The sequence below is a fragment of the Ruegeria sp. I3 genome (genome assembly GCF_056532525.1).
The window spans coordinates 774,358-794,728 of sequence record NZ_JBQFNI010000002.1 but is presented as its reverse complement, the minus strand read 5'-3'; the positions used below and the strand labels follow the sequence as shown (position 1 = coordinate 794,728).

Below are 20,371 nucleotides of genomic sequence, written 5' to 3'. Positions count from 1 at the left end.
CACAATAAGACACAGGGAGCTAATGTGATGATCAAGACAGCGCTACTCAGCGGAACATGTATCGCGCTTGTGGCCTCGGCGGCCGCAGCTGAAATCAAGGTGGGCTTTATTGGATCTCTTTCCTCAGACACCGGTCTGTCGACGCTGCGTGGTGCAGAGATCGCGATTGAAGAGCTTAATGCGAATGGCGGCGTGATGGGGGAACAGATCACGCTGGTGTCCGCCGACACTGGGCAGGACCCGACCGAAGGGGTGCGGGCCTATGAATACTTGGCGGAAACCGAGGAAGTAGATTTCATCATCTCAGGCTCTATCGATGATGTTTCGCTGGGCTGGCTGCCGCGAATGCAGGAATACCGGATTCCGACGCTCGACACGTGGACGTCATATATCGGCATCATCGACATGGTGGTCGAAGATCCCGAAAGCATGGCACCATATTTCATGAACATCGCCTCGGACGAGGCGCTTGCCACGCTTTATATCAATTTCGGCGCGGATGTTCTGAAGGAAAAGATGGGTTGGGAATCCGTTGTAATTCTGGCTGAGGATACGGCCTTTGGCGAGGCGATCACCGGATTGGTGACCGAGGCGCTTGCGCCGGTTGCGGGAATCGAGGTCAAGGACATCATCACCTATGACGTAGCCACCGTTGATTTCGCACCGATCTTCAGCCGCGCGCAGGACACCGGGGCTGACTTCATCTATCAGGTTTCATCTGTGAATTCGCAGGTGGTTTCGTCGCAATATGTGAAATTGCAGGTGCCCATGGCGATGACAGGGGTGAACGTCGCTGCATTGGGTATGGAATATTGGGAAGACACTGGCGGAGCCGGTGGCGGCATCTCGACCCTGTCACCGATCCCGTCTGTAGGGTTCAAACTTGACCCGGCAAGCCAGACCTTTGTCGACACCTATCAGGCCAAGTATGACAGCCGCCCACTGCTGCCTCATTTCAATGGGTTCAACGCATATCACGGTCTGAAGCAGGCTATGGCTGCCGCGGAAGAGGCGGGTGGCTTCGACAATGTCGAAGGCTGGGCCGATGCGATGAAGAAGCAGGATCTGGTGCTTGAGATGGATGGTCAGCTTTGGCTGCGCTACGCCTTCTGGGGCGATGATGAGGTCGAGCCAGTGACAGGCCGCACCTATCCCCACAACATCCGCTTTGATCTGTCCGAGCCGTTTGATGATGCGGCCCCGTCAATGGTCGTGGTCCAGTGGTACGAAGACGGCACTGCCGCAGTTGTGTACCCAGACAAATATGCGACGGGCGAGTTCACGCTGCCCAGCTGGGTAAAGCCATAAACCTGCCCCAACCATAGCTTGAAACGGGTGCGCGGCGACGCGCACTCGCAGCCAAGGATCTACACATGTTGCAGATACTGATTCAGGGGCTTTTGCTCAGCGGTCTCTATGCGCTCATCGCTATGGGGTTCACGCTGATCTTCAGCATCGGTCGCGTTCTGAATCTCGCCTATGGCGCCTATCTGATGGTCGGCGGCTACATTTACTTCTGGATATCGCAATCGCTTGGAATGCCTAAGCTTATGGGGGTTGCCGTGGCCGCTGCGCTGGGTGTGCTGATGGGAGTTCTGAAGTACCGTTTGATTGTCAAAACGCTCAAAGGGGATCACGTGGCTGTCGAGATTTCGACGCTGATCCTTGCGGTCGTCATTCAGGCCGGGATCGTTTTGGTCTTTGGCGACAGCAGCAAAATCCTTTTGCCAATTGTTCCCGGAGTGATCAATGTGGCCGGGGCCTCGGTCACGTATAACATCCTGATTGCAACCCTTATTAGCTGGGCAATTCTTCTTGGGCTCTATGCCTTTGTGCGGCTGACACATACCGGACGGGCGATGCAGGCGGTGTCCATGGATGCCAAAGGCGCTGCGATTTCCGGGATCGACCCGGATCGCATCAATCTGATCACTTGGGGTATCTCTGGCGCGCTGGGAGCACTCGGAGGCGTCTTCTTCGCGAGCTATACCCAATTGTCGCCGTCTATGTGGGTGGCACCACTGATCATCTCGGTGGCCGTTGTCATCGTGGGCGGGATCGGCTCGATCCTCGGCACACTGGTAGTGGCCCATATTGTCGGGTTTCTTGAAGTTATCGTTGTAGCGACACTTGCACCGGAGTTGCGAGGTGTCTTCACGATGCTGTTGATCATCGGCGTGCTGGTCACGCGACCGCAGGGCCTGTTTGGCCGCGAGGAGCTTTGACGATGGGGCTACGCTGGTTTCACTTTGCGCTTTGGGGTGGCTTGATTGCAGGAATGTTCCTGTTGCCGCAATTCGTCTCGAACGGGACGATGCGTACGATGATCTTTGCCAACTACCTGGCGATCTTTGCCATCAGTTGGGACGTGCTGTCTGGCCGAACAGGGTATGTGAGCTTTGGTCATCCGTTCCTGATCGGTATCGGGGCCTACACCACGGCGATTCTGACAAAGCGGTTCGACGTCGCGGTTGAAATCTCGATCCCGATCGCCGTTCTTGTCACCATGATTGCCGGCCTGCTGGTGCTGCTGCCAGCGCTACGTATTCGAGGCAGTTACTTCGCTCTGGTCACGCTGGCCTTCATGGAGTTGCTGTATCAACTGGTTCAGGTCATTCGCCCTGATCTGACTGGCGGAACGCGCGGCATGTCGGGCATTCAAACGCTGACACGCGGCGCGGCGAACGGGTATTACCTGTCCACGACGCTGATGCTGGCGATAGCCGTCAGTATGTGGCTGCTGATGAAGACGCGGCTTGGAACGGCCTTGTCTGCGATCGGTATGAACGAGGAAAGCGTGCGCGGCTCGGGCCTCAGCACTACGCGCCTCAAGGCTTTTGCCTTTCTGACGAGTGCTATGATCGCGGGGCTGGGTGGTGCGTTCTACGTCCACTATCTGGGGTCCCTCGCGCCCCGTGCGTTGTTTGATATCAACTTCTTGTTCACGATCATTGTCGCGGCACTTCTGGGGGGAACTTCGACCATCATTGGCCCCATGATCGGCGCGTTCTTCATGACGTTCCTGTTGGAGTATCTGCGACCGGTTCTTCCGGGGGCTGAACGGTATTTCGTCTATGGAGCCATAGCACTGCTCCTCTACATGTATCAGCCGAAAGGCATTGTTGAGCTGGTTCGGCGTGGCTTCAAAGGCCTAGGCAAGGGGCGGACGGCATGAGCGTGGCGTTACAGGTTTCAGGTCTGGTAAAACGTTTCGGTGGATTGGTCGCGACGAATGATCTGTCGTTTTCTCTCAAAGAGGGCGAGTCGCTTGGATTGATCGGTCCCAACGGGGCAGGCAAGACGACCGTGTTCAGCCAGATCATGGGTGAGTTGCGGCAAAACGGCGGAACGATCGAACTGTTCGGGCAGGAGATTTCGACACTGTCGACGCCACAACGCATTCGGGCCGGGGTCAGCCGAACCTATCAGATCCCGCGCCCGTTTGGTGATATGAGCGTAGCCGAAAATATCCGGGTTGGCCTAATGCCCGACAATATCTGGCAGATGATCGTCTCACCCCCAGATAAAGAACGTGAGCGAGAGCTTGCGCTCAGCGTCGGGTTTACAGAAGCGGACTTGAAACGCGCGCCGACAGAACTGGCCATGGGTGATCTGCGTAAACTTGAGATGGCGCGCACAATGGCAACTGCGCCCAAGGTGATGCTGCTGGATGAGGTGTTTGCGGGTCTCACCACAGGAGAGATCGCCCAAATCTCTGATCTCATTCAGTCGATGCGCAAAGATGGGATGACTTTTCTGATCGTCAGCCATGATTTGCCTGCGCTTGAGCCATTGGTCGACCGTGCGATCGCCATTGAACGGGGCACCATGATTGCCGAGGGCTCGTTCAGCGAAGTCATGAACGACAAGGCTGTTCAGGCCTCGTATCTGGGGGGCGCGTAATGTCGTATCTGGAAATCGAAAACCTGTCGGCATTCTATGGCAAGGCGCAAGCGCTGACCGACATCTCGATCACCGTCCAACCCGGTGAGATTGTCGCTGTGGTGGGTCCAAATGGGGCTGGAAAATCGACCTTGCTGGACAGCATCATGGGGCTAGTCAAAATCGAGGGCGATATCCGGCTCAGGGGGCACAGCCTTGCCGGTCGGACGCCTTCCGAAATTGTACGACATGGCGTGGGTTATGCGCCCGAACGCTTTAACCTGTTTCCCTATATGTCGGTGCGTGACAACCTAATTGTCGGTGCCTTCACGGCCCGCGAAGACATCCAGAGCAATCTGGCAATGGTACACAGCCTGTTCCCGCGTCTCGAAGAGAGGGAAGGGCAGGAGACCTCGACCCAGTCGGGCGGGGAACGTCAGATGGTCTCGTTCGGACGCGCGCTGATGACCAGCCCCGAGCTGTTGCTCGTCGACGAACCGACGATTGGTCTGGCCCCAAAAATCTGTCACGAAATCGCCGAGGTGGTGCGCAAGCTCAACAAGGAATACGGGCTGACGGTTGTGATCACCGAGCAAAACGCCAACTTCGCGCTTTCGCTGGCGAGCCGGATTTACGTGCTCGAGTCAGGACGCATGCAGACATCAGGCACCGCAGACGAGTTGCGGAATGATAAGCGATTGCTCGAGGCTTACTTTGGCGGTCACTAAAAGCCGCTCAAAAGCGGTAGGTCGCGCCAATCAGTGGACCGGATTGGTCGAACTTGAAATCGTTTCCGTCGATGTCGTGGTCGAATGAGATATAGCGGTATCCACCGCGGATCAGCCAACGATCATTAATCGCATAGTCGGCTGTCAGCAGAACCTGCCATGTCTCGCTGCCACTGCGGAAGCCGCCATAGTCTACAAACCCAGTTCCTGACCATTTGTCCGAGAACTTGACGCGTGCGCGGGCCCCGATCACGGGATCGGTCCAGCTTGAATCAACCGTTGTTCGACGGCCGGGGGCCGCGCCTGGTTGCAATTCAAAGTCGGTTTCCGTGCTGAACCACCTGAATCCACCGACAATATCCACATTCGCGGTTTGATCCTCGTAGACCCTATAGCCGACATAGCCGCTGAGAAATTGCGTGGTAAAGGATGTGTCCAAGCCTGAGCTGGCAGGGCCGGGAGTGTCACTGCTGAAAGACAGATTGGTATAGTTATAGTCGGCCAACAGGGACCACCGGCCATTTGTGGCGGCAAACGCGGCCATGAAGGCAAAATCGAGATTGTCCAACGCATCGGAAAAACTCAGGGTGCCATCCAGTGTACCCATCGGTGTGCTGAGTGAGGTCTCAGTTTCCGGCATGAAAAGATAGATTGAGGCCTCATATGACCAGTCCGACTGTTGGGCCAAGGCCATTGGTGCCATCGAACCTGCCATTGCGAGGCCAAGCGCCAATCCTGTCCACTTTACTGTCACATCCATTTTCCGTCTCCCGCCAAGAACCTTGAATTGATTTCTATTGTCGCCTCATGCCAACCTAGCCAGGCGCATTGTTCGTTCTTTCATGCTGCAACGTCTTCGGATTTGCCTGCGCCGTCACCGACACGATTGATATCGGTGCTGGGAAAAAACTCGGACCAGACATGCCAGAACACGCCTGCGCGCAGGGTTTCGACCCGTTGTAGTTGGCCCTGATCAGACATTCCCCAAAAGTCACATTGGGTCACGGGTTGACCGCTGTCATTGTACCAAACGCCCAAGCTTTCAAATTTTGGATCGAGGCTGACGACGATATCCCGCCCGCCGACACGCGCGTTGACGATCCAATCGTTGTCGACAACGAAATCGTCGGTCCAGCAGGTGGCATCCTGTCCGATTGTGATCCCCCAGACATAGGTTTTATTCGGCAGCCGATTGTCCGAACGGTCCATGTTGTCCATCACCGGAGCCTCTTCCTGATGCTGGCGGCCAATGCCCCAGCCGAACGTGATCTCGGTCATCATGTCCAGCAGCCGCAGCAAGGGGTTTGGGGAGGGTTTGTTCAAAAACACCTCGCCTTCCGGGAAAGCCTTTTGAAATCCACGGAAAGTCATCCGATAGGTTGGCCAGGGTGTCATCTGCGCTTCGGGCCGCAGAGGGCACGCGAGACCGTCTGCATTTGTGTCACGATCCGCTTCGCGAAAGCCGTATATGTGCTGGATGGGCTCACCGGTGTCATTATCACGCAAGATCAGGTTGTTGCCGTGCTGGGCGAGAACCTCAAGGTTCAGTCGTTTGCCTTCGATGCTTGGCGCATAGCCCTGACCGAGATTGGCCATGGCGCAATAGGTCATCACGACGTCTTCTCCGCCCAGCCCTTTGTCGTCGCCCGCCAAATGTGGGCGCATGATTTGTGCATCAGGATGGGCTCGGGCATGGCCGTCATTCTCAATCACCATCACGGGGGCAGTCGGCCCGACATATTTGCGGGCCTCGTCGATGGGAAAATACTGCGCGTCATTTAGCTGATTTCTCAGACCTAGATGAACCCAGACATAGGGAAAGCCATAGAGAAGTAGAACAAGTAAAGCGGCAATGAGCCAAAGCCAGAACGGCCCGGCTCCCAGGGCGAAATGCGCGAGCGTTGCGAGAGCAAATGCGCCCAACCCGATGGCAATCAAGCGGTATTCATTGCGGATGAAACGCACCATATTCTCGCGCTTTACCTTCAACAGCATCTGGGACACGTCGCCCAAATCACGGAAGTAGACGAACCCGATCCCAAGTGATCCGATTAAACCCAGTGCGAATAGGAGTAATCCAAGCATGTGATGATCCTAGAAACTTGAGTTAATGACGACGGCGACACCGTGCTATTGCTGCGGGGATTGGCTTTTGATCAGGAAAGCCTCGACCGCTTGTTGGGTTTCGGGTCGCAGGTTATCGATCCCTTCATAGGGCACGCCATACGCGGGTGGCGTGTCGGGGAATTTCTCTTTGCGGGCCATGTGTCGGCCAAGGATGCGTGCGAATTCCTGCCCGCCCCAGGCGCCAACCTCGGTCGAGACTGAATATTCCTCGCGCGTGTCCCGGTAGAGATCAAAGAACTTTGCCAGAATAGCGCTTTCCCCGGCTCCCGGCAGTTTGAGCTTAAGCTGGTCCTTCACGATCGCCTCGGGTTTGTTCACCGAATAGATGATCACGTGATCTCTGCGCGCTTTGGCTTCGTCCGCAAACAATAGCGCTGCGGATTGATCGACGCCATCCACAAGACGATCTCGCGGGATGTATTGCTCGGCCCCCGCAAAACGTGAAAGCGTTGTATAAAGGTCCGAAACGTGAATGATGCTGTTCAGCAAACCATCTGCCTGAATCATCCCCGGCCAGCGAATAAAGGCATCGACCCGAACGCCGCCCTCAGTCGTATCCCCTTTGCCACCAGCATATATCATCGGAGTATAGCCCGATTGCGGGGCGTATTTGGTAAAGTGGCCGTTGTCCCCCATAATGATGACGATGGTATTCTCGCTGACCCCCAACTCTGCCATGCTGGCGAACAAATCACCCAGCCATTGATCCAAAAGTTGCATCTTGTCGACATAGAGACCGCCATTCGCGCTTTCGGGACCAGAGCGTCCGGCGCGGGTATTATCCAGAGGGATCATCGGCCAATATTGCAGGAAAAAGGGGGTATCGTCGCTGGCAAGACGTTCAAGCTCTGACAGGGTTTTGTCCTGAAAGGCCTGGTTCATCTCATCGTATTTGGCCGCATTCCAGCGCTCACCTGACTCCATCCGAATTTCGCGAATAGGACCGCCTGTTTCGCCTTCGATGACGGTCATCATCGCTGAGGCGTCCGGCCTGAACCAACCGTCCAGCGTGTATTTGTCATCATAATCTCTGATCGCGACCGAGACCTGCTCTTTGATTGCATCATCATTAAAGATCGTCAGCTGACCCTGCTGGTGAATGGCGTGCTGCGCATAGTCAAAGCCTTGGTTCATCGCCCAACTTTCCGCGATATCCCCCATGTGCCACTTGCCAACATGGCTGGTTGCGTAACCAACCTGTTTCAGCACTTCGGCCAACGTCACTTCCCCCCCCGGCAGGCCAAAGCCGGCAATATCAACGGTGGTATCACCCATTCCCATGCGTACAGGCAGCCGCCCCGTCATTTGGGCGACGCGAGTAGGGGTGCAAGAGGGTTCGGTATACATCCGAACCATGCGCATCGCGTCGTCGGAGAAATCGTTGATATTCGGCGTCGAGTAACCCCGAACGGCGTTCAACTCGGGTATCCCCATGTCGCCGAATCCCAGATCATCGATCAGAACGCTGATGATGTTCGGTGGCTTGCCGTTGTTGCCTTCGCGAAATGCAGCCAGGGCTTCATCCACAGCCATATCATCCTGGGCCCATTGCTCTGCGCGCTGTGCTTGCAAGATATAGAATTCGGCATCGTGTTGGATTGGGTTTTCTTGCGCGAACGTGCTGCGCGCGGCAAGGCTGGCGAATAAAACCAATACCCCTGAAATCTTCATTCGATATCCCCCGATCATGTACTGGGCGGAACGCAAACACTCCTGCCGCTGATTTCACATTAAAACATTATCATATTTAAACAGGAATTTCTGTAGCCTTCACTGCTGCCAGCTCGTGAACACATCGCGAGCCAGTTCAGATTCCGGACGCAGGTTGTCGATGCCCTCGTAGGGGATGCCGCGCCCGATTTCGGAATGTGGATGTTTCGCGATCATCTTCTGATGGCGTTTGATCATGTCCTGAAACGACGCTCCGGCCCAAAGTGAGTAACCGACCAAAGGGTGCAGTTCGCGTGGATCACGATAGATGTTGAAGGTCGGGGCCGCCGCTCCGGGTTGGCCGGGCGCGGGCAGGTGCATCTTGAATTCCTGCTTGACCACCGAGCGCAAAACCGGGCCTTCATAGACGTATACATAATCGCGGCGACCGTTGCCTTCACCGTTCAGCAGCAGGGCGGTCTGATCGACACCATCGATGATGCGGTCGCGCGGGATATGATCAGTCGCGCCTGCGATCCGAGCCATTGTGGTATAGATATCAGACACATGAAAGATATCTCCGGCGGCGCTGTCAGCCTCGATTACTCCGGGCCAGCGAATGAATGCATCCGTGCGTACGCCACCTTCCAGATGTTGGGTCTTACCGCCACGATAGATCAGTTGATTGAGCCCCGAAGTTCCTTCGTAGTGGTACATCAGTCCATTGTCGGCCATCAAAACCACAATCGTGTTGTCGGCTTCTCCGGTTTCTTCGAGCTTGACCAGCAGGTCACCGATCCAGCCATCCAGTAGTTGCAGTTTGTCAGCATGAAACCCGCCGTTGCGAGAGATCGCGTTCTCGGAATAAACGAAATTCAGCGGGTAGAGCGGCCAATATTGCAGGAAAAACGGTTCTTCCTCGGCTGCGGCACGCTCCAATTGCTCAAGAGCCTGACGCTGATACCTCTCGTTCATCGCTTCATACTTGGCTTGGGTCCAGACCTCGCCCGGTGACATATCCACCTCTCGGGCGGTGCCGCCTGCTTCTGCCTCGACACCAGTCACCAGTCCGTAGGGTTTGAAACGCTCATCCAGCAGAAACTGATTGTTCTGCCCCTCGGGCACGTATCCGAGCATGTTATTCGCGCGCATCGCCTCGGGGGTCATGAGGCTCAGTTGAACTTGTTGATGCAGGGGGAAGGCGGCCCAATCGAAACCTTGGTTGTGGGGGTAGGCCTGTTCGATGTCACCTTGGTGCCACTTGCCAACATGCACGGTGTTGTAGCCAACCTCTTTTAGGATCTCGGGCAGGGTCACCTCGCTGGCTGGAAGGCCTTCGCCTACCAGAGCCACTTTGACTTCTGTCACACCGGCACGCACCGGATGTCGCCCGGTCAGCATCGCCGTTCGGGTCGGCGTGCACGAGGGTTCCGTGTACATTCGCATCAGCGACAAACCTTCGGTGGCGAACTGGTTGATGCTGGGCGTTTCGATGCCCATGACGTAGTTCATCTTGCGATCACCCATCTGACCAAAGCTGATGTCGTCGATCAGGATGTACAGGATATTGGGTGGTTTGCCCCCGTTTGCGTCGCGGATTTCGGCCAGTTTCGCGTCAATCTCAATGTCCTGGGCATCCCAGACCGCGCCGAACTGGGCACGCAGAAATTCGAACTCACCATCGTGAATAATCGGGTTCTGTTGGGCATATGCCGAACCTGCAGTGAGGATTAGCGCGGGCAAAATGTGTTTCAGGGTCATTTCAAGCCTTTCGTTTTATCCATATGCCCAGGCGTACCCGGAACGTCTGACAGCTTTGCTTCGATAGAGCTTCGCAAATCAGTAACGGTTTCCGCCAGATCCGCGAGGTACCGAGGGCGAACGCCCGTGTCGGAAAGAGGAGACTGTGCCAGCTCGGTCATCATCTCCTGATAATCGAGGCAAATCCGGTCGAACTCACTGTCTTGGGCGCGCATGTTTCGCATCAGAACGGAGGCTCCCGGGAATTGTGCGTCAAAGAAGTCTTCTTCGTCCATCCGCGTTGCCTTCGTGGAAATTGCTCGTAAAGCATGCGTTCCCTAGAATATGACTTGAACGTATAAAGCCGCATGCTACCGTAGCACCATGGGGTCAAGCCATTGTCATGAAAGGATAGTTCTTGACTGCCCAGGCGGATAACAAACAACGTGACACAGCGCCTTCTTTCTCGGATGAGGAGGTGCGAAGTGCTCTTGAGCGGGTATTGAACTCAGGTGGCTTCAAAGGATCTGCCCGAATGCGGACCTTTCTTAGCTATGTCGTGACCGAAGCGCTTGCGGGCCGCAAGGATGAGATCCGCGCCAAGACCATTGCCATGGATGTTTATGGTTACAGCGCCGACGACTTGACCAAGCGGGAAGGGGTTGTGCGCGTCGATGCGGGTCGTGTCCGGCGAAAGCTAAAAGCTTACTACGGAGGTGATGGCGCAACTGATGCGGTGGTGATTTCGCTGCCTGTCGGTAGCTATGCACCCGAATTTACGCTGGGGAGTTCGCAAGCCCAGAACCCACAGGGCATTCGGCGAAGCGCGTTGGTCATCGCGTTCTTTCTGGCTTTGATTGGCGTAGGCATCTGGGTATCAGGCTATTATTCAAAGAATGAGCCACGCAGCGCTGTGGGCCGAGGGCAAAGCGCGATTTATGACGTATCTCCCGCCCGGGTAGAAGCGATAAACCTTTGCAGTGCTGGCCGCGATGTGATGTTCCCCGTCGTTGACCTATCGCGCCTGCAACCGGCTTTGCTGATCTTTGAGACGGCGATTGAACGAGATCCACTCTTTTTTTGCGGCTATGCCGGAGCGGCACAGGTCGAGACCATGCTGGCCATTTTGTTGTTCTTTGAACCGGATGCAGAAAAGTATTTGAAGTCTGCCGATGAAAAAAGCGCCCATGCGATGGATATCGCACCTGATGAGGCCTGGGCGCTTTCGGCGCGGGCCTGGCTGGAATTTGCACTGGGCAATTACGATCGGGCATCGGCCCTGTCTCGCAGAGCCGTTGATCTGGCCCCCACCGATCCGCATGTCGCTGAGTTCGATGCACTTATTTCACTCTATACTCTGAATTTCGAGCGGATCCTGGCGCAATCTGAATGGTATGAAGAGCTTGCGGAACGCAGCGGCGGGCTTGTCTTTGGCAATGTACTAGGGTCTGCGCATTTTCATACCGGAGACTATGCAGCGGCGATCCGAACTTACGAGGACACGATCGAGCGCGGAGGACCATTTGGGCCGATATCAGCGGCCTATCTGATGGCCGCGCATTGGAACAATGGCGAACAAGTCGAAGCACGGCGTCTCGCCAATGTTTACCAGAAAACTTGGCCTGGTTTTCCGCTGGAGGCCCTGAAACGCCGCGTATTCAAGGAATCGCAACCGGTTGATGCGCTTATTGCAGGCGTGAGGGCAGCGGGAGTCCCGTTGATCGACGGCGGGACCGCCCGCGAAAGTGATTGACTGGCAGGGTCTTATTCGTCCTGTGCGACCAGACCCAGACCGCGCAGATAGATTCCAATTCCGCTCTCCAGAAGGTCTTCAGGCGGGAAGGGGGAACTTGCGCCGGTATTGCGTGCGAAAAGTTCGACAACACCATGGCTCATGGCCCAGATATGGGCGCTGAACATCGAAGCGGGCGGACGCTTCTCCGGCGGAATATGCTGCGACAGATCGCTGGCGGCCTTTTCAAGCACGTTTTTGGCCCGGTTCGCGGCCAGCGCCAGTTCCGGTGTACGATTGATTGAAATCCCGCTTTCGAACATCGCGATATAATAGCCGGGGTGCTTGCGGGCGAAGGCAAGATAGGCGCGGCCCGTGGCCTCAAACGCCGCAAGCGCCGAGGGTTGCCCTTTGTCATAGGCAAATTGCATCAGGTCGGCGAACATCTCAAACCCCTGCCGCGCAGCTTCGGCGATCAGGTCCTCACGCCCTTCGAAATGGCGATAAACGGCTGCGGGAGTGACCCCAGCGGTCTTTGCGGCCTCTGACAATGTAAAACCGGTCGGTCCCTTCTGTTCGATCAGGGATAAGGCGGCCTCCATCAAGGCTTGCTTTAGGTTTCCGTGGTGATATCCGCGTTTCGTCATCCCGGCCTCAGGCGCGTTTTATTGTATATATGCAGCGGCCAGGGCCTAATCCAGCGTAGGCTGAGCAGAGTGTTGCAATTAGCTTATGCATCCCAGATTTCCGGACCACCACTGATCTTTTCATCCGGCATGCCCACCACTTCCAGGTTTTTGCCTTCGTAGTCGAGTTGGCTTAGCACGGTGCGAATGGCTGCCAGCCGGGCGCGTTTCTTGTCATCTGATCGAATGATCGTCCAAGGGCAGTTTTCGGAATGGCTTCGTGTAAGGGTTTCGGTAATCGACTGGCTGTATTCATCCCATTTGTGTAGGCCTGCGATGTCGATCGGGCTGAGTTTCCACTGCTTCAGAGGGTCGGTTTCGCGGGCAAGAAAGCGGTTCAATTGTTCGGCACGCCCGACATTCAGCCAGAACTTGAAGATATGTATGCCATCATTGCTAAAACCGGTTTCCAAGGGCAGGACCTGCCTGAAAAACCGTTCACGCTCTTCCGTCGTGCAGAAGCCAAAGACATTTTCGACAACGCCCCGATTATACCAACTGCGATCAAAAAACACGATTTCACCGGCCGATGGGAGATGAGAGATATAGCGTTGGAAATACCATTGGCTGCGTTCTGCGTCCGAGGGTTTGCTGAGCGCCACGTTCCGCGCGCCCCTCGGGTTCAAATTCTCGCGGAACCGTTTGATGGTTCCGCCTTTGCCAGCGGCGTCACGGCCCTCGAACAGGATAGCGATGCGCTGGTCATTCTCCTTGACCCATCGCTGCATCTTGACCAGCTCAATCTGCAGACCTTCCATCTGCTGATCGTATTCCTTGCCTTTAAGCTTTTTGGAGTAGGGGTAGGTCGGGTTCAGAATTTCACCCTTCTTGGCCTCTTCAATAGCCGAGCGTATGGGTTTTGGGGCGTGGTTGTGAAAATAGTTCTCGATAGTGTCCAGGTCTGATTGGGTCATGCACGCCTCGCAATAAAATCCATATCTTACTATGAATTACGGATGGGCTTAACGCAAACTCGCGCGCTCGGCTGCGCGGTCGATTGCGGCGGCAACCTCTGGGGCGGCCACAACCTGCGGCATGTGTCCTATGCCGTCCAATTCGATCAGCTCAGCGCCGGGAATCTGTTCGATCAGGCGCTCGGAATGCCAGCCCAGCCCGACAGTCGTATCCGCCGTACCGTGGACAATTTCGGTTGGCACGAAGATCTCGCCATAGCGGGGTTGAAGCTCGGTGATTTCATCCAGCAGATTTGCACGCTGTTTGGCATTTGCGTGCATCGAAGACTGGCGCATGGTCAAGCCCGGCCCGAAATGCTCGGCATATCCTTCGGGGGCTTTTTGCGGTGCAAACACCTGGTCCAATGCCTTCGTAACAAACCAGTCAGGAACAAATGCGCTGACCAAAGGCAAAGCAAGGGCGTTGCCCGCTGTCGTCGCACCAATAGTGTTGAACGCGTCCAGAGGTGTTTCCCACGGGATCGCCGCCGGAGCGATCAGGACCAAAGCTGCGATGTTGTCGGGCCGGGTGACAGCCCAGGCAAGCGAAACCGAACCGCCATAGCTTTGCCCGGCGACGATCGGTTTTTCTGCGCCTAGTTTCGATGCGGCCCGTTGTAGGATTTCCGCTTGTTCGACAATGGTTTCGCCATTGGGGTTAAAGCTATCTGAGTATCCAAGACCCGGGCGGTCAAAGACGATGACGCGATAGGTCTCGGCCAGAATTGGGGCCAGCGCAAAAGTCATGTCGCGCGTATTTCCACTGGACCCGTGGATAAGCACCACATCCGGCCCTTCTCCAATCACGACGGCATGAACTGCAACACCATCGACTTCGACGATCTGGCCTTCTGGCGGAAACGAAGCCTCGGCGCTGCTTTCACGCTGCGCGCTGCGCCATGCGGTCACAAGGGCGAGACCCACAAGCGCAACGCTGAGCGATATCAAAAGCTTACTGGCCAATTTTACTCATATCAAACGGGGTTGTCTGGTAAATTTCATTGATCCAGTTACCATAAAGCAGATGCGCGTGACTGCGCCACCTGTTCTGAGGGTTCTGGCTTGGATCATCGTCGGGATAGTAGTTGATAGGCACATTAATCGGCGTGTTATTTGCGATGTCCCGGTCATATTCCTGTTTGAGCGTATCGCTGTCATACTCAAAGTGATTGAAGATATAGAGCGCCCGATGCACGGGATCTTCGATCAGGCAGGGGCCGACATCATCACTGCCAAGCAGGGTGATCAGATCGGGAACCGCATCGATCTCGTATTGCCGCATCTCGGTCCAGCGGCTAACGGGTATCACGCAATCATCAGAAAAACCACGCAAAAATGGAGATGCGGGTGCAAGGTTCCGGTGCCGGAAGCAGCCAAAGGCCTTCGCGTCCAGCATGTGTTTTTCAACGTCGTGGAAATGGTTGATCATCGCCATACCACCCCAGCATACGCCGAATGTGGAATGCACATTGGTCTGAGTCCACTCAAACACTTCGCGGATTTCATTCCAATAGGTGACGTCAGCGAAATCCAGATGTTCGATTGGTGCACCGGTTATGATCAGGCCGTCGAACTTCTGGTCCTTCACCTCCTGAAAAGGATGGTAGAACTCGGCCATATGCTCGGCGGCGGTATTCTTGGTCTGATGTTCCGTCATGCGGATTAGAGACAGCTCAATCTGCAGCGGGGTCGCTCCGATCAGGCGTGCGAACTGGTTTTCGGTCTGTATCTTCTTTGGCATCAGGTTCAAAAGCCCGATCCGAAGGGGGCGAATATCCTGCCGTGCGGCCTGATCATCAGCCATGACCATGACGCCCTCATTTGTCAGGACTTCAAAGGCGGGCAGGTCAGAGGGGATTTTGATCGGCATTTGGTCACGCTGTTGAAACTGCGAAGGAAGTCTGGAACTTAGGCGGGGTTGGGGCGGGTCTCAAGGGTGCGTTCGATCAACTCATCGAAATCGCCACTATCCCGCACTTTGGCGATGTCATCGGCTGCTATTGTAACGCCCCAATTTCGGGCCATCGCTTCATAGCGTGGCTGCCGGTGCGCCAGCGCTTGCGCATAGGTCCAGCGGATGAATGCATCCGGATCAACCTTGGTGCCGGAACACTTGTTGAGGGCGAGGTATTCGTCCCAAACCCGCTGCAGGAACTCGGCCTTATAGGACATAGGCTTTGGTGCCTTGTCGAAGCGTTTGATCAGTTCTTCAGTGTGGGCTTCATCGCCCTTGATCCAGATCATCAGGGTCTGGCGCGACAATTCGGTCAGAATGTGGTCATTTGGATTTTCAGGCTCTACCCATTCGCAGATTGACCCGCCGGTATCGCAGATAAAGTGTGGATAGCTATAAAGACGATTGGCCCGGTCTATGAAATACTTGGTATCCAACAGGGCATGGATTTCGGCCTGCCGAAACTGGTCTTGCCGCAGCTGATATTCCGAGATTTCAAGGCCGCCCAGATCGGGATTGCCCGGCTTGCCCAGATAAGTCGACACCGGGGTCAGGTTCTGAAACGTGATGTTCGACCCGATATATATTGAATCCGACAGCAAAAGCTCGCGGAGAAAGGGTACTTTCATCGCCTCAGCCTTGGCATTGTCCGCGATATGTTCGCCCATATAGCGGGTGCCGATGCGGTAATCGATTGAATAGTGGAACCAGTCCCCGGCATCTCGCAGCGTGTTTGAGACATAGGATTTTCCCAACCCGGACATACCGAAGAACAACACCTTCTTTCGCGCAGCCTGACGCCAGTCCGTTGCCGAGTTGTAGATCATAATCCGCCGTCCCTTGTTTTGCCCTAGCTAAAACGGGCCGCTGGCGGCGTCAATCGCGTCGGCGAGATCGGCTGAGGATGAGCAAGCCGATCGCCAGTACCGTAAAACCAATAAAAGCACGTGGTGGCAAAGCTTCATCGCGCACCAAAGCACCCATTAGGATTGCGATTGGCGGAATGATGAGCGTTACGAGCAGAACATTGCCGCTGCCTGCTTGTTGCAGCACCCGATAGTACAGCAAATAGGCTCCGGCTGTTGCCAGCAGGGCGTAATAGGCGATTGCCAGCCAGGTTTGCAGGGGCAGGGTGAAGGTCGGAACTCCATCGACCAACAACATAACAGGCGTCATCAGGATCGCAGATCCGGTCAACATACCTGCCGCGGCGATCTGAGGGGGAAGGGCGCTCATGTGGATGCGAGCCCAGATGGCTGCAAACGCATAAGAAAGCGTCCCAGCCAGGATCGCAACCTGACCCAGGTTGCTTGGGTTTAGGTTGCTAAACTGTCTGAGGCCAATTGTGATTGAAACGCCCAGAAACCCAAGCCCTACGCCAAGGAGGCGGGTTTTGGTCAACCTCTCGTCGCGAAAAAACAAGGCCGCCAGAAGGACGCCGAAGATCGCGGTGGCAGCGTTCAGAATCGATGTCAGCCCAGTTTCGACATAGAGCTGTCCCCAGGCCATAAGCGAGAATGGCAGGACATTGTTCAACAGCCCCATGATCAGAAAAATACCCCAGACCTTCGGATCGCTCGGGACCGGTTGGCGTTGAAAGATGATGACGATCCACAACGCCAGCGCTGCCCAAAAAACCCTGTGGAAAACTGATGTTATGACGGGAATCGTATCAAGTGCGATTCGGATCGCTAGGAATGACATTCCCCAAATGACACCAAGCAGTATCAATTCGGACCAAGTGCGAGCTGTGAGTGTTTTCTGAGAAGTCATGGCTTGTTCTGGCATCTCTCAATCAGCATATCGACCCGGAACATGCGAAAAAGCCCCACCGAGATGGCGGGGCTTAATATGCACATTTGCATCCGCTTTAGTTCAGCGCGTAAGTCACCTGAATACCAACGCTCCATGCGCTGTTGCCAGTGAACGTGGCACGGTTATCGGGGCCAGTACCGTTGGCAGTGGCATCCCCAATATCCGTATAGCGTACACCACCGGAAATCTTGGCCTTTTCAAGAGAGTAAGTGCCGCCCAGACCGATACTCCAGAACCCATCCGTCGGGCCTAGGTTCGAGACCGAGTTCCCCTGAGAGCTCTCGTAACCCAGCGTTACCGCGCCAGAGAATTCTTCGCTGAACTGATAGCCGAGACCCAGTGAGTAGGTCCATGTCGCTTCTTCGTAGTCGACCAGGTTAATACCTGTCAGACCAGTATAGACCGGCGGCGCGTACACGGTTTGCGGCCAGTCAACCCAACGGATCGAACCAAACAACAGGGTTTTTGGCGCGACACCTGTCTGGAAATCGAGATTGACCGATTGAGGCGTCACAACCTCGGTCGATGAATCAGCGCTGACGCGACCCACGACGGGTATGCCGGGTGGAACAATTCCAGTGATGGCATCGTTCGCTTCGGTCTGCGACAGATCATGTGTGATTTTCGAGTTATAGGTCAGAGCGACCCGTGCGGCGATATCTGGCCGTTCCCAAGCAACACCAACAACGTAACCGAAATCGATCTCGGCATCGGTTTCAACGCGGTATCCCCCGGACGCGAATGGTGTTGTGCTTGCACCAGCGATCGGAACTGAAACACTTGCTTTCAGACGCTGGGCGCGGAGACCACCGATAACACTGAAGCCACCATCCAATTTGTAGCGAAGCAAAGCCGTGATCGCATCGGTATCTGCTTTTGCGCGAAGCACGTCAGTTGTTGCTCCGGGAAGACCTGCCAGAGCCAAGACATTCTGCGACAAGGGATAATCCGAAGAATAGTCGATATCCGCGCCAAACGGCTCGTCATAAACCAGCGCGAAGTCGAGCTTTTCGGTCAAAGAAGTCTTGTATGCCAGATGCGGTGTGAAAAAGCTGTTCGAGACATTGCCCGAGTCAATCGTTTCCCCAAACGTCGGGCTCGTCGGGATTTGATCCTCCATCGATCCGCTTACGTCCGGCTTTGTATACCCAAGCCGAAACTGCACGACAGATCCCTCTTCGAACAGGATGTTAACACCTTGCCCACTTCGGTCTAGGCCGCCGGCCTGCGCCGCGGTTGCCCCAATGCACAACGCGCATGTGTGCAACAACACTCGTTTCATATATTCCTCCCTACACTGTCCAAATTGCCTGTTATACGCATCCTCATTGGGCGTATTCGGCCTCGTTACCGCTTTTTACTGTCTTAAACTTTAAAATTGGGTCAACCGGTGACGGAGCGTTATTCAGCAAAATAGCTCTATGCGGGTGTTGCTGAATTGCTACGGTTCTCGGACCAAACGTTCAGGAAAATCCCGGCAAAGATCACCACGGCCCCCAGAAGCGTCCAGTGATCCAGCGGCTCGTGATAAAGGACCATCCCGAGGATCGCGATGGTCGGAAGGCGTGCAAAATCAAACGGCACGACCACGGTCGCAGGCGCGATGGCCAGGGCATTGGTAATACAGTAGTGGGCCAATAGGCCTGCCAAGCCGACAAGCAAAAGAAGCGGCGCAGTCGTTAAGGTTGGAAGTGTTATTTGCCCATCCAGACCTGATGCAACCAGACCCAAACCGGCCTGCATCAAAGTAAGCCAGAACATAATGCATCCGATGCTGGCTGTGCGCGTTAAGGACTTGGTCGATATTGCTGTTAACGCGAAGAAAATCGCAGATGCGGCCGCAGCAATAACGCCGGGACTAAGTGTGGCGGCCCCTGGACGGGCCACAATGAGAATCCCGGCAAATCCGATCAGGGCTGCGGTCAGACGCAAAGCGGTCAACCTCTCGTGCAGCAGCAGTGGGGACAGCAGGATCACCCAGATGGGCTGAGTGAATTCGAGCGCGAAGACCTGCGCCAACGGGATCACCGTTACTGCATAGAACCACAGGTTCTGCCCGGTGAAATGCAACACGTTCCGAATACCATGCAAACCAAGACGTTTGGTGGTTACCTGATGCCATTTGCGTGAAGCCGAGAGGACGATTGCCACCACGCAGATACCCACTAGGCTGCGATAGAACATGATCTCAAAGGTGTCGTGCGTCACGCTCAGCTCGCGGCCGGCAATGGCCATCGATGTGAATGAGGCGATCGCCCCTGTCATCCACAGCGCCGCCTTACCGATCTGCATTTTATTGCTGTTCATGAGATCACTTACATGTGCAGTGGTGCAACGGGCTGAATAGATTGCGTTTTACCCGATGAAGCAAGGCTAAATGTACGTCTGGCCGTCTATGATCGCTTTGGGTGAGCGGCTTAGATGATGCCAGTATTCTGACACGAACCCGCAAATAAAGGGGGTTCTTAACCGATCAGCGCGCTGGCGCTGATACTCAGGTGGTTGGCAGAGCTTTGCTGACCGAATCGCCGTTCAACACGTATCGAGCACCGGTATGAGGGCAGGTAACCTCACCACGACCAGTGAGAGGTAAATCCAACTGCTCGCCATACTCGCTCATCCAGCCAATCTGTTTGGCAGCGACGCCCACCATCAGTGCGTATGGCTTCACGTCAGCATTAACAACGGCACCTGCGCCGATAAAAGCGTATTCCCCGATTGTAGCACCGCAAACGATCGTGCAATTGGCGCCCAGCGTGGCCCCTTTCTTTACCAGAGTATTGCGGTATTCGGCCTTTCGTTCGATCAATGAACGCGGGTTGTACACATTCGTGAACACCATGCTCGGCCCACAGAATACGCCATCTTCCAGCGTGATGTTGTCATAGATCGAAACGTTGTTCTGAATTTTGCAATCGTCGCCAATGATGACCTTGTTCCCAACGAAGACATTCTGCCCGAGTGAAACATTTCGGCCCAGTTTGGCGCCGCCGCAGATGTGCACCCAATGCCAGATTCGGCAGCCATCTCCGATCTGCGCGCCTTCATCGACGATTGCCGTTTCATGTACCGAGTAGTTGCTCATCGAATTGTCCTTCTCCCGT

20 protein-coding genes are annotated in these 20,371 nt (G+C 55.3%); 6 read left to right on the top strand and 14 right to left on the bottom strand.

What is annotated here, in order from left to right; genetic code table 11:
• Positions 1–27: 27 nt before the first annotated feature.
• The 5 genes from ACR0L9_RS08340 to ACR0L9_RS08320 all read left to right on the top strand — a co-directional run bounded on the left by ACR0L9_RS08340 (position 28) and on the right by ACR0L9_RS08320 (position 4,610).
• Complete coding sequence (locus tag ACR0L9_RS08340) at positions 28–1,308, top strand: ABC transporter substrate-binding protein (protein ID WP_480895395.1); 1,281 nt, start codon at positions 28–30, stop codon at positions 1,306–1,308.
• A gap of 65 nt (positions 1,309–1,373) precedes the next feature.
• The gene (locus tag ACR0L9_RS08335) at positions 1,374–2,225 is read left to right on the top strand and encodes a branched-chain amino acid ABC transporter permease (protein WP_170584122.1); all 852 of its coding nucleotides are present in this window, start codon (positions 1,374–1,376) and stop codon (positions 2,223–2,225) included.
• Between the two features lie 2 nt (positions 2,226–2,227).
• Positions 2,228–3,175, top strand: a complete 948-nt coding sequence (locus ACR0L9_RS08330; protein WP_480895394.1) for a branched-chain amino acid ABC transporter permease — start codon at positions 2,228–2,230, stop codon at positions 3,173–3,175.
• Positions 3,172–3,903, top strand: a complete 732-nt coding sequence (locus ACR0L9_RS08325) for an ABC transporter ATP-binding protein (RefSeq protein WP_170393267.1) — start codon at positions 3,172–3,174, stop codon at positions 3,901–3,903. The genes ACR0L9_RS08330 and ACR0L9_RS08325 overlap by 4 nt, the downstream gene beginning before the upstream one ends.
• On the top strand, positions 3,903–4,610 hold the full coding sequence (locus ACR0L9_RS08320; protein ID WP_480895393.1) for an ABC transporter ATP-binding protein: 708 nt from the start codon (positions 3,903–3,905) through the stop codon (positions 4,608–4,610). Before ACR0L9_RS08325 ends, ACR0L9_RS08320 begins: the two co-directional genes overlap by 1 nt.
• Positions 4,611–4,617: 7 nt before the next feature.
• On the opposite strand, the gene ACR0L9_RS08315 is transcribed toward ACR0L9_RS08320, so the two are convergent.
• From ACR0L9_RS08315 to ACR0L9_RS08295, 5 genes are all read right to left on the bottom strand, one after another.
• Positions 4,618–5,370, bottom strand: coding sequence for an outer membrane protein (locus ACR0L9_RS08315; RefSeq protein WP_255612112.1), 753 nt, complete (start codon positions 5,368–5,370; stop codon positions 4,618–4,620).
• Between the two features lie 80 nt (positions 5,371–5,450).
• Positions 5,451–6,695 (bottom strand): DUF3179 domain-containing (seleno)protein, encoded by a 1,245-nt coding sequence (locus ACR0L9_RS08310; RefSeq protein WP_170610371.1) that lies wholly within the window; start codon positions 6,693–6,695, stop codon positions 5,451–5,453.
• 45 nt (positions 6,696–6,740) lie between these two features.
• Positions 6,741–8,408 carry a sulfatase-like hydrolase/transferase gene (locus ACR0L9_RS08305; protein WP_480895392.1) on the bottom strand — a complete coding sequence of 556 codons (1,668 nt, stop codon included), beginning with the start codon at positions 8,406–8,408 and terminating at the stop codon, positions 6,741–6,743.
• A gap of 99 nt (positions 8,409–8,507) precedes the next feature.
• Positions 8,508–10,148, bottom strand: coding sequence for a sulfatase-like hydrolase/transferase (locus ACR0L9_RS08300; protein WP_170625986.1), 1,641 nt, complete (start codon positions 10,146–10,148; stop codon positions 8,508–8,510).
• Positions 10,145–10,423, bottom strand: coding sequence for a hypothetical protein (locus ACR0L9_RS08295; protein ID WP_480895391.1), 279 nt, complete (start codon positions 10,421–10,423; stop codon positions 10,145–10,147). The genes ACR0L9_RS08300 and ACR0L9_RS08295 overlap by 4 nt, the downstream gene beginning before the upstream one ends.
• Before the next feature lie 239 nt (positions 10,424–10,662).
• Between ACR0L9_RS08295 and ACR0L9_RS08290 the strand changes: the two genes are divergently transcribed.
• Positions 10,663–11,880 carry a tetratricopeptide repeat protein gene (locus tag ACR0L9_RS08290; protein ID WP_480895390.1) on the top strand — a complete coding sequence of 406 codons (1,218 nt, stop codon included), beginning with the start codon at positions 10,663–10,665 and terminating at the stop codon, positions 11,878–11,880.
• Positions 11,881–11,891: 11 nt separating this feature from the next.
• Here ACR0L9_RS08290 and ACR0L9_RS08285 read toward each other — a convergent pair whose 3' ends face one another.
• From ACR0L9_RS08285 to ACR0L9_RS08245, 9 genes are all read right to left on the bottom strand, one after another.
• A complete protein-coding gene (locus tag ACR0L9_RS08285; RefSeq protein ID WP_170393260.1) occupies positions 11,892–12,506 on the bottom strand; it encodes a TetR/AcrR family transcriptional regulator in 615 nt (204 codons plus the stop codon).
• Between the two features lie 83 nt (positions 12,507–12,589).
• On the bottom strand, positions 12,590–13,459 hold the full coding sequence (gene ppk2, locus ACR0L9_RS08280) for a polyphosphate kinase 2 (protein ID WP_480895389.1): 870 nt from the start codon (positions 13,457–13,459) through the stop codon (positions 12,590–12,592).
• Between the two features lie 48 nt (positions 13,460–13,507).
• A complete protein-coding gene (locus ACR0L9_RS08275) occupies positions 13,508–14,461 on the bottom strand; it encodes an alpha/beta fold hydrolase (protein ID WP_480895388.1) in 954 nt (317 codons plus the stop codon).
• Positions 14,451–15,368, bottom strand: coding sequence for a homoserine O-acetyltransferase MetA (gene metA, locus ACR0L9_RS08270; protein WP_480895387.1), 918 nt, complete (start codon positions 15,366–15,368; stop codon positions 14,451–14,453). The genes ACR0L9_RS08275 and metA overlap by 11 nt, the downstream gene beginning before the upstream one ends.
• A 38-nt stretch (positions 15,369–15,406) precedes the next feature.
• Positions 15,407–16,279 (bottom strand): ATPase, encoded by an 873-nt coding sequence (locus tag ACR0L9_RS08265; protein ID WP_170610378.1) that lies wholly within the window; start codon positions 16,277–16,279, stop codon positions 15,407–15,409.
• 49 nt (positions 16,280–16,328) lie between these two features.
• On the bottom strand, positions 16,329–17,240 hold the full coding sequence (locus ACR0L9_RS08260; protein WP_480569467.1) for a DMT family transporter: 912 nt from the start codon (positions 17,238–17,240) through the stop codon (positions 16,329–16,331).
• Positions 17,241–17,322: 82 nt separating this feature from the next.
• Complete coding sequence (locus ACR0L9_RS08255) at positions 17,323–18,549, bottom strand: OmpP1/FadL family transporter (protein WP_170393255.1); 1,227 nt, start codon at positions 18,547–18,549, stop codon at positions 17,323–17,325.
• 137 nt (positions 18,550–18,686) lie between these two features.
• Positions 18,687–19,574, bottom strand: coding sequence for a DMT family transporter (locus ACR0L9_RS08250; RefSeq protein ID WP_170405390.1), 888 nt, complete (start codon positions 19,572–19,574; stop codon positions 18,687–18,689).
• 187 nt (positions 19,575–19,761) lie between these two features.
• Positions 19,762–20,352, bottom strand: a complete 591-nt coding sequence (locus tag ACR0L9_RS08245; protein WP_170393253.1) for an acyltransferase — start codon at positions 20,350–20,352, stop codon at positions 19,762–19,764.
• Between the last annotated feature and the right edge of the window lie 19 nt (positions 20,353–20,371).